Genomic DNA, 25,516 nt, shown 5'->3' with positions numbered 1-25,516 from the left:
TCGCAACAATTCATCAGACTTCTGTGAGCAAGAAGACGACTAACCCGATCAGTGCCTACCTGTCACCTTGATTTAATAAACGAGTCTCAGGAAGTCGCTTCAACACTTTGCGACATTTTTTAAGAGGGACCTAATTTACAGCCCCATCAACAATCTTGAAATTCTCAACTTGTCGATACCAGTTCCCTTAGATGCGCGATATCTAAGATTCATTTTGACAAACTTTAGCCATCTTCCCTCGTCCTCTAAATCACCATGCAATGATCCGCCAGAGTATCGATTTATTAAGGCTGTTCTAACACTATGCCATTTTGACATATCAATACTAAGCCAGAGATCAACAAATTCATGAGGTTTGAAACTTGCCAAAATCGGAATATAACCATATATATTTATCTCTCTGAGGCCATTTCTAGAAATTTGTTCACAAAACTTTCCGGTATCTTCCTTTAAATTTATTTTCAGCTCACCTCTAAAAAGTGGATATTTTTTTCTTAAGGATATTTGTCTATGCTCCATTAATATCTTGTACAATTTCGCTGAGTATTGTCTATAAGAATCATTTATCCAAAATCCATATCCATAAGCTGAATCACGAATTGGATCATATTCTGTGAAGAGATCAGCAGGTAGGAATTTATCATTAGATTGTAATTTTTTAACGTAATCTAAAAAAAATGAATATATTTCATCAAAACTTTTATCAATATGTTGAGCATCTGATAATAAAAACAATACATTAATGGAATGCTGGATTTCACCGTTTTCGACTAACTGCATATTCTCAAAGCGAGCATAAAGTTCTTCTAACGCTTTATCTACCTCTTCCGTTTTGCATGAATCGAAGCTCAAGATAGTAAACCAAGGTCCATAGCTCTCTGGTTTCATAAAATGACGACTTTTACTTATGCAGTCATGGATTTGCTCTTTAATATATACGCCATTAATAATCGTATTGATTAAAATTTCATTTGAAATCAAATCACTTTCAATATTTAAGAGGACTTCGTTTTTTTATAATTCTCTTTTATTGTATCAAATATGTCTTCTGTATTTTTGTCCTTATTCATGTAATAATAAATAGAGTTTCTTGATTCAATGTCTTTATCTCTTAGTTGGCCTAGCCTAAAGTTTATATCTATTGCGGTAAATAAGATAAATAATTCTGACAGTAATCTTTTATCATTATATAAGGATTCAGGAATACAAGGTAGGAATCTTGCACAATCATTAATTACGTAATCTAATACTCTTAATGATTTACATTGCGAAGCAATAAAAGATTTATAAATAATGTCTTTAACCCTTTCAAAAGCTTTTGGTGCCTTGCTTCTTTTGATAAATTGATTAAAGGCGTCCTGAATACTGGTGAGACTTTTAGAATTTGCCCGAAGATTTTCTCTTTTTTATCTGTCAAACCTTCCTGTAATTTTTTATCATGCGCAATTACAATCACTTTGCATTGATGGTGTTCGATGTATTTATTTATTGCACCAAATATATCTTCCTGATCTATTTTACACCTTTCCAAATCATCAAAAATGATTGATTTGGAGTTATCAACTTTTTCTTTTATAAGAGCATTTGCTATGTTTCCGACTAATGGTCCTAATGCGAGTGTTAAGTCATTAGCTTTCATACTGGAGTTTCCAAACCAGTTGAAGAATTTCCTAATCCGAGATCTATTGGGATACATTTTAACAAAAACTGCTGAGTGTACTTCTGGTATTGTTGTTAATCCAAATAAACTTACATAAACGTTTGGTTTTTCTTTGAAAATTTCATTGATAAGATGGGTTTTACCTACCCCCCACTCACCATCAACTAGCACAGCATACTTGGGATTTGTTAAGCCAGTATAATACTCAAGGTATGTTCTCAAATGTTCATTAAGGGGTTCATCATTTTTTGTCATCTTTTTCACCATAATAATTTAATAGCTTTAACTTTAACGCTTCTTCAAGATTATTAGGTGCACAATGAGCGTATCTCATCGTCATTTTTATATTGGTATGACCGAGTTTTTTTGCAACATCCATATATTGTCGTCATTCATCTCAAAATGAGAAGCAAAGGTGTGCCTAAGTACGTGAGTTAACTGTCCAGCCGATAATTCAATCCTAGCTCTCCCTAGTACAGTTCTGAAATCAGAATCACTTATGATGGAAAAGATCTCCATTATTTCTCTTTAAAAGCAAAATATATATTTCTTGCATAGCGAAGCGGCTGTTGATGCTGTGATATGCTGCACCAGCTACACCCACCTTACAGCAATAGATGGGCTTCGCCAGGTTCACCGCAAGTACACTTTTATTAAAAATCAAGATCGACTTTAACTACCCCTGATGCATCTATTTTATCATCCTGAGTAGTAAGCATATCAACAAACTCGTCGAAGGAGTTTGCTATTTTCGTCAGCCCGGAGGTCACTACCGAATCATTGAATATTGGATCAGACTCGTGATCCCAAAACCAGATCTCTCCCGACATACCTCCCTTGAGGCAAAGACAGATTTGATTATCACCAGACGAGGCTCCTATCGGTAACCATTGATCGCGAAAATCACTCCGGTATGTATCAGCCATTTCAAAGACAGTATATTCTTTACCCGATTCTGCAAGGCCGTACAAAGACTCAAGCGTATCATTTCCTTGCTCATCAGACCACGGAGATGGTTGTAACGCCTTGAAAACAATATTTACATCAAAAAGAACAGAAACGCCAAAATGAAGTAAATAGGCACGATAACTTTCAGGAATAGGCCCTATTGATGTTTCTAATGTATTTAAATTTTTTTTCAGTTCATCTAATGGTAATGATGTCGGTTTCGCTCCAAAGCGCTCTAATTTTTTCAACATTTTCCTTTCCTCCTCATATCTGATGCGGAGCCAATATGTGGCACATTGCCATGAAGATCTCTTGGGACAAGAATTATAGTATTCGCACTCAGATGATGTGGAGTAAGCATTTTTTCCCTTAACAAATTCTGAGCCGCTTTCTGTGTAATGCCTTTTTTCTCTGCAATGGCACTATATACTTTTGAAAAATCTTTATCCGTCCCATTCAGCACACCATCTTCGAAAGTAAGTGTACCTTTTGACCACGCAGAAAAATCAGGCCTTCCTTCACTGAAAGGTATAGGCTGGTTCGATGTAACTGCATTAACTTTGTCATTATATGAATACCAGTTACTTTCTCCTGGTATACCGTCCCAATGGCCATTATTTCTTGGGAGCCTGACACCTGCTAACCCCCACGGATCAATCCACCCCAACGGATTCGGCGCATACTGATAAAGGTTCCACCCGCCATTCAGCCCAATCGGATCCTGCACAATAAACCGCCCGACCTGCGGGTCGTAGTAGCGGAACAGGTTATAGTGCAGTCCCGTCTCACCGTCAGCGTACTGCCCGGCATAGCGAAGCGGCTGGTGTGCCATCGCCGTGCGATTCACCAACCGTGAGAACCCTTCGCTCTGATGGCGCACTTCGCCAAAGCTGCCGTACTGGCCGCTCCAGCGCACCGCGCCGCGCTCGTCGGTCACCTCCAGCGGCGCGCCGTTCAGATCGGTATTGAACCAGTAAATCTCACCGCTGCTCTGGTCACGAAGGTGATCCACCCGTGCCAGCGGGCTCCAGGCCTCATTCGGGTCGTAGATATAGGTGCTGCGCAGCCCGCTCTCCTGCTGCTCCTGCAGCAGGCGGTAGCCCTGCCACAGGAAGCGGGTGTTGGTGGTGCCGTGCGTCGTGGTGACGATTTTGCGCGTGCGGCGGCCCAGCGCGTCGTAGTGATAGCGCGCCTCAAACCGTCCTTCCGGCCCGGTTCCCCGGGCGGACACCAGACGGTTCTCGGCGTCATACGCGTAATGCTGCTCATACAGCCCGTTGCGGCGGCTGACCAGGTTGCCCCAGTGGTCGTATTTCATAAACAGCGCCTGCCAGTGCTGCAGGCGGTTATCCGTGACCGGTGCCGCAGCGTCACTGGCGGCGAGGTTATCCGCGGCGTCGTAGCTGAACTGCGCGCGGCTGTGTCCCTGTCGGGCCTCGTAGTGCTTCAGCAGACGCCCTTCGGCGTCGTAGCCGTAATCCACCTCACCGCGCAGGGTGTCGCTGACGCCGGAAAGCTCGCCGCGTGCGGTGTAACGATACAGGCGTTCCAGTAGCGCCTGCTCCGGCAGGGTCACGTCCGTGCTTAGCTCGCTGCGCTGCAGGGTGCGTCTGCCGAGGCTGTCATACTGGCGGAGCTGCTCGCGCGCGCCCTGAGTGCGGCGTACCTCACGGTGCAGGCGGTCGCGGGTGAACTCGGTCACCAGCTGCTGCCCGAAGCGGATGGCGCTGACGTGGCCGGAGCCGTAGTGCAGCCAGGCCAGCTTTTGCCCGCCGGGCAGCGTCAGGCCGGTCAGGTTGCTCAGGGCATCCCATTCGTAGCCCACCGCGCCGTTAATGCCGGACTCGCTCAGCACGCGCCCGGCGGCGTCGTGGCGGTAAGCGATCTCATCGCTTTCGATACCCAGGGCAACGCCTTCGGCCGTCGGCGTGCGGCGAATGCGGGTAATCTGGCCGCTCAGGTCGCGGAAGTAGCGGTACTCCGCGTGGCGCTGAGTGCGCCCGATCAGCAGCCCGCTGTCGTCATAGCTGAACTGCTGGACGCGACGGGCGATACCGCCGTCGGCGGCAGGCCGGCCGTTTTCTTCGAGCGCGCAGAGGAACCCTCGCGCGTCCCATTCCATATGGCGCACGGTCTCGTCCGGGCGCGTTTCGCTGAGCGGGCGGCCCACGGCGTCATAGGTGAAGCGGTATTCCGCCCCGTTGCCGTTATCGAGTCGCAGCAGGTTACCGCGCGGGTCGTAGCGCCACTGGCGCACGCGGCCAATACGGTCGGTAAGGCTGACCGGGAGGCCGAGCGCGTTATAGGCCCAGCTCACCTCGCTTTCCAGCGGGTCGCGCCAGCCCGTGAGCTGGCCGCGTTCGTTCCACACCAGCGACTCGCGGCTGCCGTCCGGATGGATCACGACGCTCAGCAGCCCGGCACGGCTCCACTCCCGCCGCGTGATATTCCCTTCTGCATCTTCGCTGGCAATCAGTTGCCCGAAGCGGTCGTAGGTGAAGCGGGTGACGCTGCCGGAGCAGTCGGTGCGCTGCGTCAGCAGCCCCTGGTGGTTCCAGACCAGGCGCACCACGCCGCCGATAGCGTCGGTGATGCTCTCCGGGAGGAATTCTTCATCATCGGGATAGCGATACGCGGTGGTGCTACCGGCCGGATCCGTCTCCGACAGCAGGCGACCGCGAAGGTCGTACATGGCCTGCGATGAGGTACCGTCCGGGTAAACCGTGCGGGTGATGCGGTCGGTCAGGCGATGCCAGTGATACTCCGTGCGGCGGCCCGCCGGGTCCGTCTCGCTGGTCATGCGGCCGTATTTGTCCCACGTGCTGCGGCGCATCGCCCCGCCCGGCAGAATGACGTGGCAGAGCTCGCCGTCGCGGTAGACAAACGTCGTCTGGCGACCGTCGTAATCCGTGAAGCGCGCGACGTTGTCGTCGTCATCCGCCAGCCAGTGCGCCTGCGCGCCGTCTTCGCGGGTCGCGCGGCGGGTGCCGTTCTCAAAATCGTATTCGAACGTCAGCCGTTCGCCGCCGCTATGGCGGAAGCCGACCACGCGCGGCAGGCCGTCAATCTCCCGCCAGCGGTATTCGCTCAGCAGGCCGTTGGCGTCCTCATGAGCGCTCATCAGCCCATCCTGCCAGCTGAAGCGTCGGCGCACGCTACCGCCCCGGCCGGTCACGGAGACCAGCTGGCGCTGTTCATCATAAGCGTAACTGACCAGGCAGATCTCGTCATCCAGCCAGGCGCCAACGAGCCTGTCGCGGTCGTAGCGGCAGACCACGCGCTGGCCCGCACAGTCGGTCAGGGCATGCAGGGTATTATCCGCATTCCACTCAAAGAGGATATCGTTGCCGCAGGGTTCGGAGAGGCGCAGGAGCAGCGACGGGGCATCATCCCGCAGCGGCGCATAGTGCCAGCGCTCGCCGCTGACGTCATACACCGACCAGCTGTCGTCCTGGTGATGTTCAAGCCAGTTTTTTTCGCTTTCGCAGTAGGAGCGCATCCCTTTCGGGACCTTTGGGAAGGCGACGTAATCGCCGGACGGTGCGCGCCACACCAGGCCGTCCTGATAAGGCTCCAGGCGGCTTTCCCAGAACAGGCTCCATCCGCGGCCCAACACGCTGTCGCCGGGATTGCCGCTGCGCCAGTAGCGCTGCCAGCGCACCGGAAGACGGGAAGGCAGGACGAAGTCCAGCTCATCATCCCCGCTGAGAAACTTCTGTCCGCTGACGATATCCACCGGGCGGGCGATGATCCCCGCGGCCGCCACGCCGGTCATCAGCGTGCCGGCGCGACAGGCGATACGGGCCAGCTTGTTGATGCCGGGGATTTTGCCCAGCAGCTTAGAGAGCGCCCCGACTTTGCCAGCGGCGCCGCCCCAGCCGCCGAGAAGCCCGGCGAACAGCAGGGTAAGATCGGAGACCTTGTAGAGCCACTCGGGCACTTCAGACTGAATGGGCAGGGTTTGCTGCGGATCGCCGCCGATAATGACGTTGTCCGAACCGGTCATCACCTTCGCGTCGCAGGTGGTGCGATCCCCGATGCGTGACGCAGGCTGGCTGTTAATGGAGACTCGCTTAGAGCCTTCGGCCATCTGCTGCGAGCCGTCGTCAGAACAGTCGACGGTGCTATCGGTGGCAAGCGCGGCGGGTTTACCGTTGATAAATACGTTGGGCGAGCCGGAGGTGATGACGCCTTTCTTCGTCATGCTGGATGCCCCGGCGTCGGCGATGCTGTCCCTGGCGGCAGTCGCCAGCTCCCCGGTGTAATATCCCACGGCCAGGCTGGCGCCGACGAGCAGGACGCCCACGCCAAGACAGGATGCGCCGAGACCGGCAATAAACATGGCCCCCGCCAGAATGCCCCCGGCTGCGGCAATCAGGCCACCGACAATCGTTCCGGCAATCATCCCGGCCAGCGCACCGGAGTGGCCGATATCATCACCAACGCGTGCTGCTTCAAACATAACAACGGTCCCTGAAGTTAATGGTGGAAGCGGAAGCTCCTGAGAAGATCGCCAAACAGCGCTCCGTCGGCATCGCCCAGCGCGCGGGTGCAGGTCATAGTGAACACCAGGATTTTATCGCCGTCGACGTTAAACACGGCCTGCTGCTGCCAGATGCGTTTCCCGTCGCGCAGGTAGCTGGCATGGACGGTTTCACCCTGTAAAAGGCTGTCGCCCAGCGTAGCGGCGCTGCGCTCACCCTGCTTCCAGCCCTTGATGTGCTTTGCCATCAGGGCGAGCTGGCGATCGATATACGCGGCAAGCGCTTCGCCGGGGTTGAGGGCATCGCGGGAAATGTTGAACGCGGGCGCATCCGCTGCAGGCGGCGCGAAGACATTGACGGTACGGTCCTGATAGCCCTCTGGAAAAGCAATCATTCCTTCATTAAACAGGCACTGCGAAGATGGTTCTGACATTGAGCGGGTCCCACCACATTTTTTCAGAAGCGGTAAGTTTCGCATATGTGTTTAAGGCTGACTATCCCCAGATTATTGCTCCACCGTCACGCTCGCCGAACGGAAAAACAGCGGCCGTTAGCCCGGCCCCTCGCTCCCCGCCGCCAGCAGCGGCACCACCACGTCGCTGATGGGCACCGCAATACCATGCCTGCGGCCATAGCGCTGGATCACGCCGTTACGAATATCCCACTCCATCGGGCGATCGGCCTGACGGTCGGCAAGGATTGACGTGCCTAAATCCTCGGGCGCGCGCTGGAAGTTCGCCAGAATCTCCTGGGCCACCGCATCGTCCAGCTTCGCCCCTTCGGCGCGGGCGACGGCAAGCCCCTCGCGCAGGTAGGCCAGGGCCAGCTCGCTGATATCCTCGCGTCTGAACATCCCGGCGCGGCGGTTGGCCAGCACCATCAGCCCGGCGACCGCGTTTTGCAGCAGCTTGCGCCAGGCGACGGTGGTGAAATCTGTCGAGAGCTCAACATCACAGCGCGTCCCGCGAAGCGTCTCGACCACCCGCTGCGCCTGCGGCACGTCCGGTAGCGTCAGACGCGGTTTTGCCCGCAGCCAGACGGAGGCGTCCGGCTCGCGCTGCGCCGGGAACCAGACCACCGACGGCAGCACCGTTGCGCCGTTGACCAAAGGCGCAAGCTGGGCTTTCTGCTCCACGCCGTTTTGCAGCGCGCAGACCACGGTGTTTTCATCGCACAGGGCGCGCAGCCACCCGGCGCTGTCGGCATTTTGCGTCGTTTTTACCGCCACAAAAACGAGGTCTACGGGGCGCGTAATGACGGTGGGATCGGTGAGTACCGGACCGGGCACCACAGTTTCATCCTCATCGTGACGCAGGCGTAATACCGGATGCGCGGTGCGACCGCACAGCAGCGGCGTACGGCCCGCGTCATGCAGCACCGCGGCAACGGTGGTGCCAATCGCACCGGGACCAATCAGCGCAATGGTTGGATAGTCAGACATGGGTCACTCCCCTTTTGCTAAGCCTGCTATCAGTTATACCACCCTGAAAAGAGCGCGCCACGCCCATTGTCTATACTCAACACATAACAGACAACGGAGTGCGCCATGCCCTTACCCGATTTCAAGTCCTCTGAACCTTATACCCTCGGCATTGAGCTCGAACTCCAGGTGGTTAACCCGCCGGGTTACGATCTGAGCCAGGACTCCTCTGCCCTCATCGCCGCCGTCAAAGACGACATCAAAGGGGGCGAAGTCAAACACGACATCACCGAAAGCATGCTCGAAATCGCCACCGGTGTATGCCAGACCATCGACCAGGCGGCGGCGCAGTTCTCCGTGATGCAGCAGAGCATCCTGCGGGCGGCGTCGGAGCAGCACATCCAGATCTGCGGCGGCGGCACGCACCCGTTCCAGAAATGGCAGCGGCAGGAGGTGTGTGACGACGAGCGCTATAACATAACGCTGGAGCGCTTTGGCTATCTGATTTTGCAGGCGACGGTGTTCGGCCAGCACGTGCACGTGGGATGCCGAAACGGGGACGACGCGATTTACCTGCTGCACGGCCTGTCGCGCTTCGTGCCGCACTTTATCGCCCTCGCCGCGTCGTCGCCTTATATGCAGGGCACGGACACCAAGTTTTCCTCGTCGCGGCTCAACATATTTTCCGGATTCCCGGATAACGGCCAGATGCCGTGGGTCAACAGCTGGCAGGAGTTCGAGGGGCTGTTCCGCCGCCTGAGTTCCACCAGCATGATCGACAGCATTAAGGATCTGCACTGGGACATCCGCCCCAGCCCGCACTTTGGCACCGTGGAGGTGCGGGTGATGGATACGCCGCTGACGCTCGGTCACGCCATTAACATCGCCGGGCTTATTCAGGCGACGTCGCACTGGCTGCTGACTGCGCGGCCCTATAAGCATCAGGAACAGGATTTTCTGCTGTACCGCTTTAACCGTTTTCAGGCCTGTCGCTACGGGCTGGAAGGCATTCTGACGGACGTGCATACCGGCGAGCACAAAACCGTGGCGGAGGATATCGCCTGGCTGCTGGAGCAGGTTGCACCGTCGGCCGAGAAACTCGGCGCGACGAGCGCCATCAAGGAAATTGCCCTGCTGTTAAAGCAGGGCAAGAGCGAGGCGCAGCGCATGCGGGACTTTATCGCCGATGGCGGCTCGCTGATTTCTCTGGTGCAGAAGCACTGTGAGCTGTGGGCGACGAGTCCGTAAGGCCATGCCCCCACTCGCGAAGGCGCTGGAACAGCACGAACAGCGCCGGGATGAACACTATCCCCACCACGGTGGCTACCAGCATGCCGCTGAACACCGTGGTGCCGATAATGCGGCGGCTCTGGGCACCGGCTCCGGTCGCCAGCATCATCGGCAATACGCCGATGATGAACGATACGGCGGTCATCATTACCGCGCGGAAGCGGCGCGATGCCCCTTCCCGCGCGGCATCGACAATCGCCATTCCGTCCATACGCCGGGCGCGGGCAAACTCCACGATCAGGATCGCGTTCTTGGCGGCGAGGGCTATCAATAGCACCAGACCAATCTGCACGTACACGTCGTTGGCATAGCCTGCCAGCCACAGCCAGACCAGCGCTCCGCCGATGGCGAACAGCACCGAGAGCATCACGCTCGCCGGCAGCGTCCAGCTCTCATACTGGGCGACGAGGAACAGCCACGCCATCACCACCGCCGCCAGCACAATCCATATCGCCTGATTCCCGGTCTGCTGCTCCTGATACGACATGCCGCTCCAGGCGTAGTCGTACCCGGCTGGCAGGTTTTCCGCCAGAATCTCGCCCATCGCCGCCATTGCGGTGCTGCTGCTCACCCCTTCCGCTGCCGAGCCGCTCACCGATACCGACGGGAACTGGTTGTACTGCTGAATAAATGGCGCGCCGACGGTCGGCGTGATGGTGACGAGGTTGCTCAGACGCACCCGCTCGCCGCTGTTGCTGCGCACGAACAGCTCGCTGATTTGCTCTGCGCGCTCGCGCCACTGCATCTCGTTCTGCATCACCAGGTGGTAGACGCGGTTGTTGACGCTGAAATCCCCGGCGCGCGTGCCGCCAAAGGCGGTTTGCAGGCTGCTGAAGATGCGCGACACCGGCACGTCGAGGCGGGCCGCGCGCTCACGGTCAACGGTGAGCGTCATCTGCGGCACGTTGCTGCTCCAGGTGGTGAACACGCGGCTCAGCTGCGGGTGCTGGTTGGCTTTCGCCAGCACCTCGCGAGTTACGCGCTCCAGCTCCGCCGGGCTTTGCCCCGCCTGTGCATGAATGCGCAGATCGAAGCCGGAGGCGTTGCCCAGCCCCGGCAGCGTCGGCGGTGCAAAGGTCATGATGGTGGCTTCCGGCAGGGCCAGCAGCTGGCGCTGAAGGGTGCCCATCACCTCATCCAGCGGCGGACGCTCGCTCCAGTCTTTGAGCATGATGGAGATAAACCCGCCGTTCGATGCGCTGGTGCCGTTGAGGATGTTAAACCCGGAGACCTGAATCACGTCTTCCACCGCCGGGTTTTTAGCGATCAGCTCGCGCGCGGTGGTCATCACCGCTTCGGTGCGCTCCAGCGAGGCTGCCTCCGGCAGCTGGACGCTGGCGAAGAAGTAGCCCTGATCCTCCCGAGGCAGGAAGCCCTTTGGCATCGACATAAAGCTGAATATCACCACCGCCGCCGCGCCTGCGGTGGCCAGCAGCGCCAGCCACGGACGGAGGTTGAACACGCTCACGATCCAGGTGTAAAGCGTGCGCGTGGCGTCCAGCCCGCGGTTGAACCCACGGAAAACGGCGGCGGGCTGTGCCGGACGCGGGCGCAGCAGCATCGCGCAGAGCGCGGGCGTCAGGGTCAGCGCCACGAGGCTTGAGAGCGTAACGGCGGTCGAGAGCGTCACCGCGAACTGGCGGTACAGCTCGCCCACGATCCCCGGCAGGAGCGCCACCGGTACAAACACCGCCAGCAGCACCAGCGTGGTGGCAATCACCGGCCCGGCAATCTGACGCAGCGCCAGCGCGGTCGCCGCCGTGCGGCTCTGCCCTTCCGCCATCAGCGTTTCGACACTCTCCACTACCACGATGGCGTCATCCACCACCATGGTCAGCGCCAGAATGATGGCGAACAGACTGAGCGTGTTCGCGGAGTAGCCGAGCGCGTAGAGCACCGCAAAGGTGCCCACCAGCGACACCGGAATGGCAAGGGCGACAATCAGCGTCGCGCGCCAGCTTTGCAGGAACAGGGACACCACGACCACCACCGCCAGCATCGTCAGCGCCAGCGAGACGCCAATCTCTTTGATGGTAGCGGCCACAAACGAGGTGGTGTCGAATTTGACTTCATAGACCAGATCGTCCGGGAAGCGCGTGGATAACCGTTCCAGCTCCGCGCGCACCGCATCGGCCACGCGCAGGGCGTTAGCGGACGGCGTCGGGTAGATGCCAAGGTAGGCGGAGTCATGCCCGTTCAGCTGCGCGCCCGAGCTGTAGCTGCGCGAGCCAAGCTCAATGGTGGCGACGTCCTTCAGGCGCACCAGCTGGCCCATCTCCCCGGTGCGGATAATGATGTTGGCAAAGTCGTCGGCCTGGTTTAAGCGCCCTAGCCCGTTGATGGTTAGCGTCTGCTGCTGGCCGTTAAACACCGGCGGCGTGCCGACCTGGCCTGCCGCCCCCTGCACGTTCTGCTCGCGCAGCGCCTGCGCCACGTCATCGCTGGTCACGTTCAGGGCATTCATGCGGTCCGGACGCAGCCAGATGCGCATGCTGTAGTCGCGCGCGCCAAACATCTGTACCTGCCCGACGCCCGGCAGTCGCGACAGCGCCTCGCGCACCTGGGTGCTGGCGTAGTTGCTGACGAACAGCGGCGTGTGAGTGTTATTTGGTGAGTAAAGGCTTACCCCCATCATCAGGTTGGTGGCGCGCTTGCGCACCTGCACGCCGTTTTGCTGTGCCTCGGTCGGCAGCTGCGCCATGGCCTGCGCCACGCGGTTCTGCACGTCGATGGCGGCGAGATCCGGATCGGTGCCCGCCGCAAAGGTGATGTTCAGGCTGTAAGAGCCCTCATCCGAACTGGTGGACTCCATATAGAGCATATGATCCACCCCGTTCAGCTGCGTCTCCAGCGGCGTGGCGATGGCCTCCGCCACGTCAGCCGAGCTGGCGCCCGGCCATGACGCTGACACATTCACGACCGGCGGTGTGATCTGCGGGTACTGCTCCACCGGAATAATCCTCAGCGCGATGGCCCCCAGCAGGGTGATGACCAGCGCAATCACCATCGCAAAGCGCGGGCGTTTGATGAAAAACGTCAGCATGATGGCTCCTTAATTCAGTATCTGAACGGCAGCGCCTGGCTGCACGCGCTGCGCACCGTCAGTAATTGCTCGCTCACCGGGCTTAACGCCGGAGGCAATCTGGAACTGCTGGCCCATCTGCCCGGCGACCTTAAGCGGACGCATTTCGGCTTTATCCTCGGCGTTAACCACCCAGGCGAAGAACCCGTCGCCATTCTGTTGTACCGCAGCGGCGGGCAGGGTCAGGACAGGCTGCTCGCTTGCCGGACGCAGGTAGACGTTCACATTGCCGCCGGGCAGCAGCTGATGGCGCGGGTTGGCGAACTCGGCGCGCAGCATCACGCTGGCGGTACGCGGGTCGATGCGGTTGTCCACGGAGGTGAGTTCCCCGCTGACGCGCTGGCCGTTGCTGTCAATCAGCGCCTGCCAGGCCTGCTTCATGGCGCTGATATCCGCATGCTGTCCGGCTTTGGTGGCAAACGCGCCCTCTTCCAGCGCAAAGGCGATGCGGATCGGATCGAGCTGGACCACCTCCACCAGCACACCGCTGGCAGGATCCACCAGGCTGCCGACGTGAAAGTTGCTGTGCCCCACGCGTCCGTCAATCGGTGAGCTAATGCGCGTGTAGTTGAGGGTGACGCTGCGGGTGTCGAGACGGGCTTTCGCCTGCTCCAGCGCGGCGCTCGCTACGTCGCGCTGCATGCGGGCGTTGTCCACATCGTGGCGGCTGATGGCGTTGCTGCTGCCCAGGCTTTCGAAGCGGGACAGCTGCTGTTGCGCCTGACGCAGCGTGGCTTCGGCGCTTTTCACCTCGGCCTGCGCCAGGCGCAGGGCGGCGCGCGGCTCGGCGTCGTCCAGCTCGAACAGCACGTCACCTTTTTTCACGTACTGGCCGTCGCGGAAGTGGATTTTGGTAATGACGCCTTCCGTACGCGCGCGCAGTTCAACGGTGTGAATCGCTTCAATGCGACCCGGGATCTGACGTTCGGCGGCGTGGGCGGTTTGCTCCACGGTGGCGACACGCACGGGAATGACTACGGCGAATGCGGGCGGCAGGGTAGCGGCGAGGAGTATGAGCAGGAGCGGGAATTTCATGGGAGTACCTCAGTATTTTCCCCTCACCCTAACCCTCTCCCCAAAGGGGAGAGGGAACTTGAACACCCTCTCCCCTTTGGCGAGAGGGCAGGATGAGGGGTAAGGTTTTGGTTATGCAGCCTTACGGAACCTGCGGGTCAGTCGCTTCTCGATTTCGACGACGAAGAACATCACCCCCGCCACCGCCAGCGTCACGAACCAGTAGCGCAGCGGCAGCGCTTCGGTGCCGAACAGCATCTGCATAAACGGCAGGTAGATGATCGCCGCCTGGAGCAGGAACAGTACGCCCGTTACCAGCCAGATCCCTTTGTTCGCCAGCAGGCCGCGGTTCAGGGAGAACCCTTCGGTGTTGCGGCAGTTAATCATGTACACCCACTGGGCGCAGACCAGCATCTGGAGCAGCACGGTGCGGATGAACTCCGCGCTGTGCCCGCGCGGGGCCAGCCAGGCTTCCAGCGCAAAGGCGGCGATGGCAATCATGGTGCCGACGAAAGCCACGCGCCATACGGCGTAGGCGTCCATCACGTGCTGCCCGGTCTTACGCGGCGGGCGGCGCATGATGTTGCGCTCGGCGGCCTCGAAGGCCAGGCCGAAGGAGAGCGTGGCGGAGGTCGCCATGTTCATCCACAGGATCAACACCGGCGTCAGCGGAATGATGTTCCCCGCCAGCAGCGCAATCACAATCAGTAGCCCCTGCGCCAGGTTGGTCGGCATGATGAACAGAATGGTCTTCTTCAGGTTGTCGTAAACGCGACGCCCCTCTTTCACCGCGCTGGCGATGGTGGCGAAGTTATCGTCCGTCAGGACCATGTCCGCCGCCTCTTTGGTGACTTCCGTGCCTTTGATGCCCATCGCAATACCCACATCCGCCTGACGCAGCGCTGGCGCATCGTTCACGCCGTCACCGGTCATGCCGACGATTTCGCCTTTGTCCTGTAACGCTTTCACCAGGCGCAGCTTATGCTCCGGGCTGGTACGGGCGAAGATGTCATACTTCACCGCCGCTTCGGCCAGCTCGGCGTCATCCATCTTCTCCAGCTCATAGCCGGTGACCGCCTGCTCGCTGTTGGTTATCCCCAGCATCTGGCCTATGCTCATCGCCGTCTGCGGGTGATCCCCGGTGATCATCTTCACGCGGATCCCCGCCTGCTGGCAGGCGTTAATCGCCTCAATCGCTTCCGGACGCGGCGGATCCATCATCCCGGCAATGCCGAGGAAGATCAGGCCGTGGCTCAGGTCGTCGTGAGTCAGTGCCTGCTCACCGTTCGCTGGCCTGAACGCCGCGGCGACCATGCGCAGCCCCTGACGCGCATAGCGCTCCATCTCCGTTTCCCAGTACGCGCGGTCAAAGGCTTGCGCACCGTTGCGGGTCTGCTGCTGCTCACACAGGGCGAAAATCACGTCCGGCGCGCCGGTGATCAAAATCTGCTCCTCACCGCCAATCTGGTAGTGGGTGCTCATGTACTTGTACTGCGAGTCGAACGGGATCTTGTTGACCAGGGTGGTCTCGACCGGTGCGAGGTGGGCTTTTGCCGCCAGCACCTTCAGCGCGCCCTCGGTCGGGCCGCCGGTGATGCCCCACAGGCCGCGCTCGTCCTGAATCAGCTGGCTGTCGTTACACAGGTCGATGGTGCGCAGGTACTGCTCCAGCACGGTGCCCGGCTGGATCTGAACCGGCTCGTCGCTGCCTTCGAGGTAGAGGTTGCCCACAGGCTCGTAGCTGTTGCCGTCCACGCGATAGCACGCATCGGCGGTAATGATGGCTTTCACCGTCATCTCGTTCATGGTCAGGGTGCCGGTTTTATCCGAGCAGACCACGGTCATCGCGCCCAGGGTTTCAACCGTCGGCAGCTTGCGGATAATCGCCCGCTTACGCGCCATCGCCTGTACGCCCAGAGAGAGGATGATGGAGATAATCGCCGGCAGACCTTCCGGTACGGAGGCTACCGCCAGGCTAATCAGGGAGAGCAGCAGCTCGCCCATCGGGATCTCGCGGAACACCAGGCTGAAGACAAACAGCGCGGCCATCATCGCCAGAATGATGGCAAAAATCGCTTTGCCCAGCTTGTCCATCTGCACCAGCAGCGGGGTGCGGTGCTTTTCAATGCCCGCCATCATCTGGTTGATGTGGCCGAGCTCCGTATCCTTACCGGTCGCGGTGACCAGGCCAACGCCACCGCCCGCGCTTACGGTCGTCCCGGAGAAGACCATATTGGTGCGGTCGCCCAGCGGCAGTTCACCGCTCAGCGGATTAATGTGTTTATCCACCACGGTGGATTCGCCGGTCAGAATTGCCTCTTCCACGCGTAAATTATGCGCTTCAATTAAGCGCATATCCGCCGGAATACGATCTCCTGCGCGCAACACAATAATATCGCCCGGGACGATTTCCGTCGTCGGGATGGTTTCATGGTTATTATTACGAATTACGCGCGCCTCGCTGGAGAGCATATTGCGAATACTCTTCAGGGATTTTTCTGCGTTACTTTCCTGAATGTGGCCAATTAAGGCATTGATTACCGCCACACCCAGGATAACCAGCGTATCAACCCAGTGTCCCATTACAGCCGTTAATACGGCGGCCGCCAGCAGGACGTAAATCAGGACATCGTTAAAATGCGCGAGAAAACGCAGCCAGCCCGGCTTGCCTTTTTTCTCCGGCAGCGCGTTCGGGCCATGCTTCTGCAAACGTGCCTGCGCCTCGGTGCGGTCCAGGCCATTCGCCTGGCTCTGCGCCTGAGCAAGCACCTGCTCTACGGTCTGCTGGTACGCCTGCCCGCCTGCGGGTGGCATATTCTGCGAGAAATTTTTTTTGGTCATGGTATTTTTCCTTCAATATCCGGTGGACGGAAGCCGGAATTCCTTTCTGGCTTTAAATAATTCATTTTTAAGTCTTGCGGGTTAAATTGATCTACCGCAATATATTGACTACCCGGTTATTCAAAACTGATTAAAATTATTTCGACGCGTTGATTTTTACAAAATATTTCTAAACCAACACTAAACGAGGAGGAAGCATGTTTGGTATTTATCGCGGGCGGCGCCTGGCGTTATACATTGTCGCAGCCATTGTTATTGCGACGTTAATTGGATATAGCACCTATAGCTTTGTAAAATTATTTTCGTGAAAAAGACGTTTATTTACATTACGCGATATTAATTTAATCGCCCCGGAAATATTATCTATTTTCCGTTATTAACTCACAGAATAACGGTGGCCTTTTACTCAATTTTGCCAGTGGGGATGATATTGCTTTACGTTTCAGGATGCCGGACAATGACATTTTTAACTCACGATTAACATTACGATGAAACACCCGTTAGAATCGCTGCTCACCGCAGGGGGCATTTTGCTGATGGCCCTGCTCTCCTGTCTGCTGTTACCTGCGCCGTCGCTGGGTCTGGTGCTGGCGCAGAAACTGGTTCAGACCTTTCATATGGTCGATCTGAATCAGCTGTACACCATTCTGTTCTGTCTGTGGTTTTTGGTGCTCGGCGCCATCGAATTCTTTATCCTGCGTTTCATCTGGCGCCGCTGGTTTTCACTGGCGTCGTAAGCCAGTGAGATCGCGCATCCCGTGGATCAGCGCTTCACACCAGGCCGCATAGTCGTGGCCGCTGGATGAGGGGTGGAAGCTGACGCGATAGCCTTTTTCCTTCAGCACGTGTTCAAAATCCTGCGTGGTGCGATAAATGCCGCCGCCCGGCCCCGTGGTTTCAAACTTTCCGGCCTGTAACCAGAAGCGCACCGGATACGGCGGCGACTGCTGGTACTGACGCGTCAGCCAGCCGGGGGCGTCACCTTTCGGCGCCCACCAGTAGGAGCCGGAAAGGCTCAGCACGTTGCCAAACAGACGCGGATAGCGCAGCGCCACCCATGACGAGGCAATTCCCCCGTAGCTCGACCCCGCCAGCACCGTTTTCTGCCGCTGCATGCCGATGCCCTGCCCGCGCAGCCACGGCAGCAGCTCGTGCGCCATAAAGTCAGCAAATTCCGGGTTCGGCGGCAGCTCGTTGCCGCGACGGGCGTGATCGAGGCTGTCGATAAACACCACGTTAATCGGTGGCAGGTGATGCCGGGCAATCAGACCGTCCAGCACGTTGGCAAAATGGTATTCGTCCTGATAAATCTGCCCGTCGAACAGAATTAACGTCCAGCGTGCGGGCTGTGCGCCGCGCGGTTTGTAGATCATCACGTCGCGGGCGTTACCGAGGATGTGGCTGGAAAAACTCTGACGGCTCAACGTCCCGTGCACCAGCGGCTTTGCCGTGGCCTGAACGGAGCAGTAGCGCGCCGGGCTGAGATCGAGCAGCGAGTAACGGTTCCATCGATCCGCCTTCTGCTCCCCAAAGGTGTTCGGGTTAAGCGGATCGGCCTGTGCGCTCACCAGGATGGCACGGCGTTGATCGCGGGCAGAGCCTTCAACGATCGGCACATCGGGGGCGAGCTTATATTGCATCACCGTATCAGCGGGGACCACGTAGCTGCGGAACCAGACGTCGCTGTTGCCCAGGCGGAACAGCGGATCGTGATCCCCCGCCGGAGAGCCGAGAATGAAGACGTTATCCCGCGCGCCGCGCCACAGAAAGGTCACGCGCTTATGGCTCGCATCTACTGGTTCCACCATTGGCGTTCCCTGTCGACGCTGCGCCTGCCAGAACGCCTCGGTACTTCCACCGGCAGAAATGACGTTTGCCAGCGCCTTTAGCGTCGGGCTTTCTGGCGCCAGCATCTGCACGCGTGGTAACGGAGAGGTCTCTTTCATCCGCCACTGAAAACGCCACGGCTTACCGGCTTCGCCGTGTAGCACCAGCGAGGTGTTCTGTTTCACCGGCAGGGCAAACAGCAGCGTGTGTTCCCCGTCCGCAGGACCATTTTCGATCAGCGTGCGGATGCGGCGGTTTTGCCCATCCAGCAGGCGCGCATCCGTCACGCCATTCAGCGTGGCGGAAACGTAATTTTCACCCAGTTCAGGCAGGGAGAAGCAGACTTCGCCGCTGGCATCAAACTTTCCCTGAACATCGCCCTGCCGGGACGACTGCTCGCACGTTGCCGCCACGGCGGGCAGCGCGCCGATCCCCAACAGCAACCCACTCCATACCCTCTTCATTACCGCTTGTTCCCCAACGAAATTTGTTAACAACGCTAATGCAAATGGTAATAATTTGCAATATCATCAACGGCGATTTACCGGTGTTTTTATGGCGATAGCAACCAAGGACGTTCAATAAAAATGTTTAAAAATAATAAGATAATGCAGCTCTGGCTGCTGAGTCTGGCGACGACCAGCGTCGCGGCTCAGGCAGAAACGAAAGAAGAAACGATTACGGTGACGCAGGGCGTGAGTGAAGAGCCCACTGCGCCCGTAAAAGGCATTGTGGCGACGAAAACGCTCTCCGCCACCAAGACCAGCGCGGAGATTGTGAAGACGCCGCAGTCGGTATCGGTGATCACCCGCGATCAAATGAACATGCAGGACGTCACATCCGTTTCGCAGGCGCTGCGCTACTCGGCGGGCGTGTTTACCGAATACCGGGGCTCGTCTAACCGTAACGACGAGGTGTTTGTGCGCGGCTTTAGCTACGTGCCAAAATTCCTCGACGGCTTAAGCTTTGGCGCAACGGCCTCATCACAAACGGGCACAGTTGACCCGTGGCTGCTGGAGCGCGTGGAGCTGGTGCGCGGCCCGGCGTCGGTCCTGTTTGGTCAGGTGAATCCTGGCGGGTTAATCAGCATGACCAGCAAGCGCCCGACGGCGGAGGCCATTCACAACGTGCAGTTCCGCACCGGCAATAACGATCTCGCCGAAGGTGCGTTTGATTTCGGCGGCAGGCTGAGCGACGACGGCCGCGTACTGTATCGCGTGAACGGTATCGCCCGTACGCAGCATAATCAGGTGGACGATTATAAAGAGACGCGGATGGCGATCGCCCCGGCGATCACCTGGTATCCGAACGATCAGACCCGCTTTACGCTGCTGACCAGCTACCAGAAAGATCCGGATGCCGGATACCGCAACTTCCTGCCCGCGTATGGCACGGTGAAAAGCGTCGACGGGAAGTACATCCCGCGCGACTTTAACGTCAGCGATCCGAATTACAATCAGTCCTGGCGCGAGCAGACGATGATTGGCTACGAGCTGGAACACCAGTTCGCCGACAACCTCACCTTCCGCCAGAACGCCCGTTACGCCACCATCAAGCAGAAATACCGTTATCTGGTTTACGCCAACAGCGCGGCCAACAGCACGGTGTTGACCCGTCGCGCCCAGCGTGAAGAGCGCACGACCAATGAATTTGGCCTCGATAACCAGCTGGAATATCTGCTGGAGACCGGGAGCGTCAGCCATACCCTGCTCGGCGGGTTTGATTACAAGACCAGCAAGGATAAACAGCTGCTAGCGCGCGGGAGCGGCTCACAGTATGACCTCGACTGGACAAACCCGGTTTACGGCGTAAACGTGGATGAAAGCACCTTCAAAACGGCCTCCGACGAGCAGCAAAATCTCGACCAGATGGGGCTGTATCTTCAGGATCAGATGAGCTGGAACAACTGGGAGTGGCTGGTTTCCGGGCGCTACGACTGGAGCGAAGTGCGTACCAACGACTTCACCGATAATAGCTTTACGCAGCAGAACGACAGCAAATTTACCTGGCGCACTGGCCTTCTGTACGCGTTCGATTTTGGCCTCTCGCCGTACATCAGCTACAGCACGTCGTTTGAGCCGAACCTGCAAACCAACCGTGCGCCGGGCGTCGCGCCATTCAGGCCAACTACCGGTGAGCAGACCGAGATTGGCCTGAAATATCAGCCGGTCGACACCACGCTGATGACTCTCGCGCTGTACGATTTAACTCAGGACAACGTAGCGACCTATAACAGCGCTGAAGGCTGGTTCGAAAATGCGGGCAAGGTGCGTTCGAAAGGCGCTGAAGCGGAAATCCACGCCACGCTGATGGATAACATCAACCTGATTGGCTCCTACACTTACACCGATGCAAAAACCGAAAGCACCACGGTGGCGGGCACCGAGGGCAAGACCCCGGCGCGTATCCCGACGCATATGGCGTCTGCGTTTGCCAGCTATACCGTTCCGGGCGGGGCGCTCAAGAGCCTGACCGCTGGCGTGGGGATGCGCTACATCGGCACCAGCTACGGCGATGCGAAGAACACCTTTAAGGTGCCATCGGTGGATCTGTATGACGCGATGCTGCGCTATGATCTGGGCGAGATGAACCGCAGCCTGAAAGGGGCAAGCGTGCAGTTCAACGTCAATAACGTGGCGGACACGAAGTATGTGGCGTCATGCGCAAGCGATACGGCGTGCTTCTACGGGATTGGCCGGACGGTGACGGCGACGGTGAATTATCGGTGGTAAGTGATTTGTAGGCCCGGTAAGCGCAGCGCCACCGGGCAATTACGGGCACCGAGCCCACAAAAAAGCCGGGTGGCGGCTACGCCTTACCCGGCCTACACGCGACATGTTAATGTGTCTGGCTATGGTTCTCTTTGCGGTACGCCCCGGGCGGCTGGTTGAAGGTGCGGGTAAAGATGCGGGTAAACGTCTGCTGCGAGTCAAACCCGTAGCGCAGGCAGATATCGTACACGCGCTCGTCTGACTCACGTAGATCGCGCGCCGCCATCAGCAGCTTGCGTTCGCGGATGTAGCGCCCCAGACTTTCGCCTTTGTACTGCATAAACAGCCGCTGTAAATGCCATTTTGAGTAACCCGCATGGCGGGCAATCTCTTCGATGCGTAACGGCTGGTGTAGGTTGTCATCGATCCATTCGACAATCGTATCAATGACCTGAGCGGAAATCGTCATACTGCTCTCCCCCTCTGCTTCTCGCTTAAACATTATTCCCACCACTCGCGAAATTGTTGCGTGGTATCACTCACCCGCACGGGCTCGCCCAGCTCCGGTGTCAGCAGCCGGTAGTTTTTATCCTTACTGGCTTTCGCCAGCTGGATCAGTGGATCGTTCCAGGTATGTTTCGCCAGCACAAAACGCCCGTTATGTCCCGGTACGACCGCTCTGGCATTGAGATCTGCCGAGGCCTGCGCCGTTTCCGCCGGATGCATATGGATGTACTTCCAGTCCTGGTCGTACTGGCCGTTTTCCATAATGGCTAAGTCAACTCCGCCAAACTGCTCGCCAATTGCTTTGAAGTGCGGGCCATAACCGGAGTCTCCGCTGTAGTAGACCTTCTGCTCCGGAGAGACAAACATAAAGCTGCCCCACAGGGTCTGGTTACGCTTAATGCCGCGCCCGGAAAAATGGCGCGCCGGCAACACGTGAACCGTCAGCGCATCGCTGATACGTACCGACTGGTTCCAGTCCCGCTCGTCGATAATCTCAGGGTTCATCCCCCAGTAGCGCAGATGCGAACCCACGCCCAGCGGGGTGACCACGCGCTTAACCTTCGGCAGCAGCGCCTTGATGGTGGCGTAATCCAGATGGTCATAGTGATCGTGGGAGATAATCAGCAGGTCGATCTCCGGCATGCTCTCCGCACGCCACGGGTACTCCCCCGCAAAGGCTTTATTGAGGAAGGAGAACGGTGCGGCGTAGTTACTCAGAACCGGATCGATCAGGATTCGTTGCCCCGCCAGCTGCATATACCAGGAGGAGTGGCCGAGCCACACCAGCGTGTCCTGCTCAGGCGGCAGGCTCGCCAGATCGGTTTTCACCAGCGGCAGCGGCTGCGCAGGACGGGCGTTTTCGGTTTTACGGGTAAGAAACTGCCACCACGCCACCAGCATATTTTGTTGCCCGGTAAAGCCCGGGGTAGGGAGCGTGTTATGGAATTGCCCGTCGCGATAGTGCGGAGAGGCCTCCACTTCAGAGAGCTGCGCACCCTGCGGTGGCTGGCCAAATCCGGCATTCAGTACAAACGGTAAACTGGCAGCTGAAGCAATAATCATAACTAACACCACGCAGATGAATAGAGGCTTTTTCATTATCCTGACCCGCCAACGCGCCCTGTCCGATAGTTTGCGCGGGTTGAACTTGATTATGAGTGAGTAAGCACTCATTATAGATAGGATGATTACGCCGTCAAGAAGGTTTTCGATCTTTGACATTCCGCGTTGCAGCGTGGCAAAGCACGTGTTTCAATCAGGGTTTTTACAATTGACGGGAGGAAAAATTTAGTGGCACGTCCGAAGAGTGAAGATAAAAAACAGGCCTTACTGGAAGCAGCAACGGCTGCGTTTGCGCAGTCAGGTATTGCCGCCTCAACGGCGTTAATTGCCCGTAATGCGGGCGTCGCTGAAGGGACACTGTTTCGCTACTTTGCTACCAAAGACGATCTGCTGAATGCCCTCTATCTGCATCTGAAGCAGGATCTTTGCCAGACCATGCTGGCGAACCTCGATCGCACCATCACCCAGCCAAAAGAGCATACCCGTAATATCTGGAATAGCTATGTGGACTGGGGCATTCGTAACCCCCTGGCGCATGCGGCTATCCGCCAGATTGGCGTCAGTGAAAAGCTGAACATTGAAACCGAGCAGGCGGTGAAAGACATGTTCCCGGAAATACACGAACTGTGTCACCGCTCGGTGCGCCCGGTGTTTATGTCTGACGAGTTTAAGACCTTCGGTGATGCAATATTCTTATCGCTGGCTGAAACCACCATGGAGTTTGCCGCGCGCGATCCGTCCCGTGCCGTCGATTTTGAAGCGCTGGGCTTTGAAGCCATGTGGCGCGGGCTTGCTGAGGAAGAGAGCCATGGACAGTAAAGCCTTGCAGGAACATGCCAGACGCGTCGCGCTGGAGATGCCTTTTACCGAACATTGCTGGCCGTTTGGCCCGGAGTATGACGTGTTTAAGGTGGGCGGGAAAATTTTTATGCTGATGGCGACCGCTCACGGTCGGGCCCACGTCAGCCTGAAATCCGATCCGGAAAAATCGCTGCTCAATCAGCAGATCTACCGTGGCGTGGAGCCTGGCTACCATCTGAATAAAAAACACTGGATCTCCCTTTATGGCACGGACGACATCACGCCTGAACTGGTCACCGACCTGATTACGGATTCGTGGAATCTGGTCGTTGATAAACTGCCGAAAAAAGATCAGAAGTGGATTCGGCCAGCCTGATTGTTCGTCTGAGACGAACAGAATAAGCGCTCGAATCGCACTTATCTTTTCCCGCTTCGCGCGGTAATCTGCTTTCCTTTCACGCCCGCCCGCGGGCGAATTTCATCACCAGGAGTTGTTATGGATATTATTTCTGTCGCCCTGAAACGCCACTCTACCAAGGCGTTCGACCCAGCCAAAAAACTGACCGCAGAAGAAGCGGAAAAAATCAAAACGCTGCTGCAATACAGCCCGTCCAGCACCAACTCCCAGCCGTGGCACTTTATTGTTGCCAGCACTGAAGAGGGTAAAGCGCGCGTGGCAAAATCCGCGGCGGGCACCTATGTGTTTAACGAACGCAAAATGCTGGATGCCTCTCACGTGGTGGTGTTCTGCGCGAAAACCGCGATGGACGATGCCTGGCTTGAGCGCGTCGTCGATCAGGAAGAGGCTGACGGCCGTTTCGCCACGCCAGAAGCAAAAGCCGCGAACCACAAAGGCCGGTGCTATTTTGCCGACATGCACCGCGTGGATCTGAAAGATGACGACCAGTGGATGGCGAAGCAGGTTTACCTGAACGTCGGCAACTTCCTGCTGGGCGTGGCCGCGATGGGCCTGGACGCAGTGCCGATTGAAGGCTTCGATGCCGCAATCCTCGACGAAGAGTTCGGCCTGAAAGAGAAAGGCTTCACCAGCCTGGTGGTGGTGCCGGTTGGGCATCACAGCGTTGAGGATTTCAATGCCACGCTGCCGAAGTCTCGCCTGCCGCTGAGCACGATTGTGACTGAATGCTAATGAAAATGGGCCGCTGCATGCGGCCCGTTACGCTTTACTGATGACAAGCCTGCGATGCGGATGGACCTCACGATCGTTTCCCCAGGCAAAAGCAATCCAGCGCTCTTCCAGCTCAGCGTAGGAATTTACGGGCGTTAACGTCCACTCTTCTCCCACCGTACCGTCCGCCACGCTAATGCGATAGTTCATGGTAAACGCCCAGTCGATCATGCGCAGCCAGAACCGTTGCCCGTCTCCCGTTTGTTCGCTGTCAGAGACAACGATGTCGTATTCGCTTAGCACCCACTGAAAAAAGAGTTGTGGCAACCCGCTTATCACGCGTTGATGAACGGCACGTGGCGTACGCCACACCATCACCTGCGTGGCGGCACCGTGGGGAAAGGTAATTTCTTTATGAAATTTAAGCTTTACGGCATACGCCGTATAAGGTTTGCCGTCATCGGTGGTCACGAGACGATATTCATCATCATAACGCGATTTCAGGAGCCGGTATCCCACAGGCAGCAGAAACCCCGGCAGATGAAAATCCGCCGTACCTCGTGCCAGGAACGCTTCGGTGTGTTCGACGTTTCGGGAGATAAGGCCGAGTTTTTGGCTGAAGTCTGCGGAATCAATCATCAGTGGCGACATTTGTTGTTTCTCATGGCGTGAGTATAGTCGACTTAATCCCTCATCGAAATGATGTCGATTCAGTCGGTTGATTTAAGTTAAACGCCACC

19 protein-coding genes and 1 pseudogene are annotated in these 25,516 nt (G+C 57.1%); 6 read left to right on the top strand and 14 right to left on the bottom strand.

Annotation, left to right across the window (positions count from 1 at the left end; translation table 11 throughout):
- Nucleotides 1–135: 135 nt before the first annotated feature.
- The 7 genes and pseudogenes from ACOTZP_RS08175 to ACOTZP_RS08145 form a co-directional block, all read right to left on the bottom strand.
- The gene (locus ACOTZP_RS08175; protein ID WP_271074486.1) at nt 136–981 is read right to left on the bottom strand and encodes a hypothetical protein; all 846 of its coding nucleotides are present in this window, start codon (nt 979–981) and stop codon (nt 136–138) included.
- A 271-nt stretch (nt 982–1,252) separates the two neighbouring features.
- Nucleotides 1,253–1,915: a P-loop NTPase fold protein gene (locus ACOTZP_RS08170; RefSeq protein WP_271074485.1), complete on the bottom strand. Its 663-nt coding sequence runs from the start codon at nt 1,913–1,915 to the stop codon at nt 1,253–1,255.
- Nucleotides 1,902–2,146: pseudogene (locus ACOTZP_RS08165) on the bottom strand (tyrosine-type recombinase/integrase); the annotation flags it as partial. The gene ACOTZP_RS08170 and the pseudogene ACOTZP_RS08165, both read right to left, overlap by 14 nt.
- 167 nt (nt 2,147–2,313) lie before the next feature.
- Nucleotides 2,314–2,859 carry an SMI1/KNR4 family protein gene (locus tag ACOTZP_RS08160; RefSeq protein WP_271074484.1) on the bottom strand — a complete coding sequence of 182 codons (546 nt, stop codon included), beginning with the start codon at nt 2,857–2,859 and terminating at the stop codon, nt 2,314–2,316.
- Nucleotides 2,853–7,070 (bottom strand): RHS repeat-associated core domain-containing protein, encoded by a 4,218-nt coding sequence (locus tag ACOTZP_RS08155; RefSeq protein WP_421633687.1) that lies wholly within the window; start codon nt 7,068–7,070, stop codon nt 2,853–2,855. The genes ACOTZP_RS08160 and ACOTZP_RS08155 overlap by 7 nt, the downstream gene beginning before the upstream one ends.
- Nucleotides 7,071–7,087: 17 nt before the next feature.
- Entirely contained in the window at nt 7,088–7,525 is a 438-nt protein-coding gene (locus ACOTZP_RS08150) for a DcrB-related protein (RefSeq protein ID WP_048965638.1), read from the bottom strand.
- 117 nt (nt 7,526–7,642) lie between these two features.
- Complete coding sequence (locus ACOTZP_RS08145) at nt 7,643–8,533, bottom strand: oxidoreductase (RefSeq protein ID WP_271074482.1); 891 nt, start codon at nt 8,531–8,533, stop codon at nt 7,643–7,645.
- 105 nt (nt 8,534–8,638) lie between these two features.
- Here ACOTZP_RS08145 and ACOTZP_RS08140 point away from each other — a divergent pair, with 105 nt between their 5' ends.
- Nucleotides 8,639–9,760: a YbdK family carboxylate-amine ligase gene (locus ACOTZP_RS08140; RefSeq protein WP_271074481.1), complete on the top strand. Its 1,122-nt coding sequence runs from the start codon at nt 8,639–8,641 to the stop codon at nt 9,758–9,760.
- On the opposite strand, the gene ACOTZP_RS08135 is transcribed toward ACOTZP_RS08140, so the two are convergent.
- The 3 genes from ACOTZP_RS08135 to ACOTZP_RS08125 form a co-directional block, all read right to left on the bottom strand.
- Nucleotides 9,690–12,845: an efflux RND transporter permease subunit gene (locus ACOTZP_RS08135; RefSeq protein WP_421633686.1), complete on the bottom strand. Its 3,156-nt coding sequence runs from the start codon at nt 12,843–12,845 to the stop codon at nt 9,690–9,692. The genes ACOTZP_RS08140 and ACOTZP_RS08135 overlap by 71 nt on opposite strands.
- Nucleotides 12,846–12,854: 9 nt before the next feature.
- Nucleotides 12,855–13,919 carry an efflux RND transporter periplasmic adaptor subunit gene (locus ACOTZP_RS08130; protein ID WP_271074479.1) on the bottom strand — a complete coding sequence of 355 codons (1,065 nt, stop codon included), beginning with the start codon at nt 13,917–13,919 and terminating at the stop codon, nt 12,855–12,857.
- Between the two features lie 111 nt (nt 13,920–14,030).
- Nucleotides 14,031–16,739 carry a cation-transporting P-type ATPase gene (locus ACOTZP_RS08125; protein WP_271074478.1) on the bottom strand — a complete coding sequence of 903 codons (2,709 nt, stop codon included), beginning with the start codon at nt 16,737–16,739 and terminating at the stop codon, nt 14,031–14,033.
- Nucleotides 16,740–17,227: 488 nt separating this feature from the next.
- Between ACOTZP_RS08125 and ACOTZP_RS08120 the strand changes: the two genes are divergently transcribed.
- Nucleotides 17,228–17,476, top strand: a complete 249-nt coding sequence (locus ACOTZP_RS08120; RefSeq protein WP_003858875.1) for a DUF1158 domain-containing protein — start codon at nt 17,228–17,230, stop codon at nt 17,474–17,476.
- Here the strand turns inward: ACOTZP_RS08120 and ACOTZP_RS08115 are convergent.
- Nucleotides 17,462–19,030, bottom strand: coding sequence for an alpha/beta hydrolase-fold protein (locus ACOTZP_RS08115; RefSeq protein ID WP_421633685.1), 1,569 nt, complete (start codon nt 19,028–19,030; stop codon nt 17,462–17,464). The two genes, ACOTZP_RS08120 and ACOTZP_RS08115, sit on opposite strands and share 15 nt — an antisense overlap.
- A gap of 123 nt (nt 19,031–19,153) precedes the next feature.
- On the opposite strand from ACOTZP_RS08115, the gene ACOTZP_RS08110 reads away from it, so the two are divergent.
- Nucleotides 19,154–21,298 carry a TonB-dependent siderophore receptor gene (locus tag ACOTZP_RS08110; RefSeq protein ID WP_146877025.1) on the top strand — a complete coding sequence of 715 codons (2,145 nt, stop codon included), beginning with the start codon at nt 19,154–19,156 and terminating at the stop codon, nt 21,296–21,298.
- Between the two features lie 106 nt (nt 21,299–21,404).
- Here the strand turns inward: ACOTZP_RS08110 and ACOTZP_RS08105 are convergent, their stop codons facing one another.
- The gene (locus ACOTZP_RS08105) at nt 21,405–21,746 is read right to left on the bottom strand and encodes a RamA family antibiotic efflux transcriptional regulator (RefSeq protein ID WP_017694370.1); all 342 of its coding nucleotides are present in this window, start codon (nt 21,744–21,746) and stop codon (nt 21,405–21,407) included.
- 32 nt (nt 21,747–21,778) lie between these two features.
- Complete coding sequence (locus tag ACOTZP_RS08100; RefSeq protein WP_146877024.1) at nt 21,779–22,882, bottom strand: RomA family MBL fold metallo-hydrolase; 1,104 nt, start codon at nt 22,880–22,882, stop codon at nt 21,779–21,781.
- A gap of 192 nt (nt 22,883–23,074) precedes the next feature.
- Here ACOTZP_RS08100 and ACOTZP_RS08095 point away from each other — a divergent pair, with 192 nt between their 5' ends.
- The 3 genes from ACOTZP_RS08095 to nfsB all read left to right on the top strand — a co-directional run bounded on the left by ACOTZP_RS08095 (nt 23,075) and on the right by nfsB (nt 24,797).
- Entirely contained in the window at nt 23,075–23,665 is a 591-nt protein-coding gene (locus ACOTZP_RS08095) for a TetR/AcrR family transcriptional regulator (RefSeq protein ID WP_271086587.1), read from the top strand.
- Nucleotides 23,655–24,023 carry an MmcQ/YjbR family DNA-binding protein gene (locus tag ACOTZP_RS08090; RefSeq protein ID WP_022647330.1) on the top strand — a complete coding sequence of 123 codons (369 nt, stop codon included), beginning with the start codon at nt 23,655–23,657 and terminating at the stop codon, nt 24,021–24,023. Before ACOTZP_RS08095 ends, ACOTZP_RS08090 begins: the two co-directional genes overlap by 11 nt.
- A gap of 120 nt (nt 24,024–24,143) precedes the next feature.
- Entirely contained in the window at nt 24,144–24,797 is a 654-nt protein-coding gene (nfsB, locus tag ACOTZP_RS08085; RefSeq protein ID WP_003858884.1) for an oxygen-insensitive NAD(P)H nitroreductase, read from the top strand.
- 27 nt (nt 24,798–24,824) lie between these two features.
- Here nfsB and ACOTZP_RS08080 read toward each other — a convergent pair whose 3' ends face one another.
- The gene (locus ACOTZP_RS08080; RefSeq protein ID WP_421633684.1) at nt 24,825–25,427 is read right to left on the bottom strand and encodes a hypothetical protein; all 603 of its coding nucleotides are present in this window, start codon (nt 25,425–25,427) and stop codon (nt 24,825–24,827) included.
- Nucleotides 25,428–25,516 lie beyond the last annotated feature (89 nt).

Source organism: Enterobacter cloacae complex sp. SYL001, assembly GCF_049237025.1.
Taxonomy (GTDB): domain Bacteria; phylum Pseudomonadota; class Gammaproteobacteria; order Enterobacterales; family Enterobacteriaceae; genus Enterobacter; species Enterobacter intestinihominis.
This window is presented reverse-complemented; position numbering and strand designations above follow the sequence as displayed.

Coding starts and splice junctions, on each gene's coding strand:
- ACOTZP_RS08170 (WP_271074485.1), bottom strand. CDS start 1,915: ATGACAAAAAATGATGAACCCCTTAATGAACATTTGAGAACATACCTT.
- ACOTZP_RS08160 (WP_271074484.1), bottom strand. CDS start 2,859: ATGTTGAAAAAATTAGAGCGCTTTGGAGCGAAACCGACATCATTACCA.
- ACOTZP_RS08155 (WP_421633687.1), bottom strand. CDS start 7,070: ATGTTTGAAGCAGCACGCGTTGGTGATGATATCGGCCACTCCGGTGCG.
- ACOTZP_RS08150 (WP_048965638.1), bottom strand. CDS start 7,525: ATGTCAGAACCATCTTCGCAGTGCCTGTTTAATGAAGGAATGATTGCT.
- ACOTZP_RS08145 (WP_271074482.1), bottom strand. CDS start 8,533: ATGTCTGACTATCCAACCATTGCGCTGATTGGTCCCGGTGCGATTGGC.
- ACOTZP_RS08140 (WP_271074481.1), top strand. CDS start 8,639: ATGCCCTTACCCGATTTCAAGTCCTCTGAACCTTATACCCTCGGCATT.
- ACOTZP_RS08135 (WP_421633686.1), bottom strand. CDS start 12,845: ATGCTGACGTTTTTCATCAAACGCCCGCGCTTTGCGATGGTGATTGCG.
- ACOTZP_RS08130 (WP_271074479.1), bottom strand. CDS start 13,919: ATGAAATTCCCGCTCCTGCTCATACTCCTCGCCGCTACCCTGCCGCCC.
- ACOTZP_RS08125 (WP_271074478.1), bottom strand. CDS start 16,739: ATGACCAAAAAAAATTTCTCGCAGAATATGCCACCCGCAGGCGGGCAG.
- ACOTZP_RS08120 (WP_003858875.1), top strand. CDS start 17,228: ATGAAACACCCGTTAGAATCGCTGCTCACCGCAGGGGGCATTTTGCTG.
- ACOTZP_RS08115 (WP_421633685.1), bottom strand. CDS start 19,030: ATGAAGAGGGTATGGAGTGGGTTGCTGTTGGGGATCGGCGCGCTGCCC.
- ACOTZP_RS08110 (WP_146877025.1), top strand. CDS start 19,154: ATGTTTAAAAATAATAAGATAATGCAGCTCTGGCTGCTGAGTCTGGCG.
- ACOTZP_RS08105 (WP_017694370.1), bottom strand. CDS start 21,746: ATGACGATTTCCGCTCAGGTCATTGATACGATTGTCGAATGGATCGAT.
- ACOTZP_RS08100 (WP_146877024.1), bottom strand. CDS start 22,882: ATGAAAAAGCCTCTATTCATCTGCGTGGTGTTAGTTATGATTATTGCT.
- ACOTZP_RS08090 (WP_022647330.1), top strand. CDS start 23,655: ATGGACAGTAAAGCCTTGCAGGAACATGCCAGACGCGTCGCGCTGGAG.
- nfsB (WP_003858884.1), top strand. CDS start 24,144: ATGGATATTATTTCTGTCGCCCTGAAACGCCACTCTACCAAGGCGTTC.
- ACOTZP_RS08080 (WP_421633684.1), bottom strand. CDS start 25,427: ATGTCGCCACTGATGATTGATTCCGCAGACTTCAGCCAAAAACTCGGC.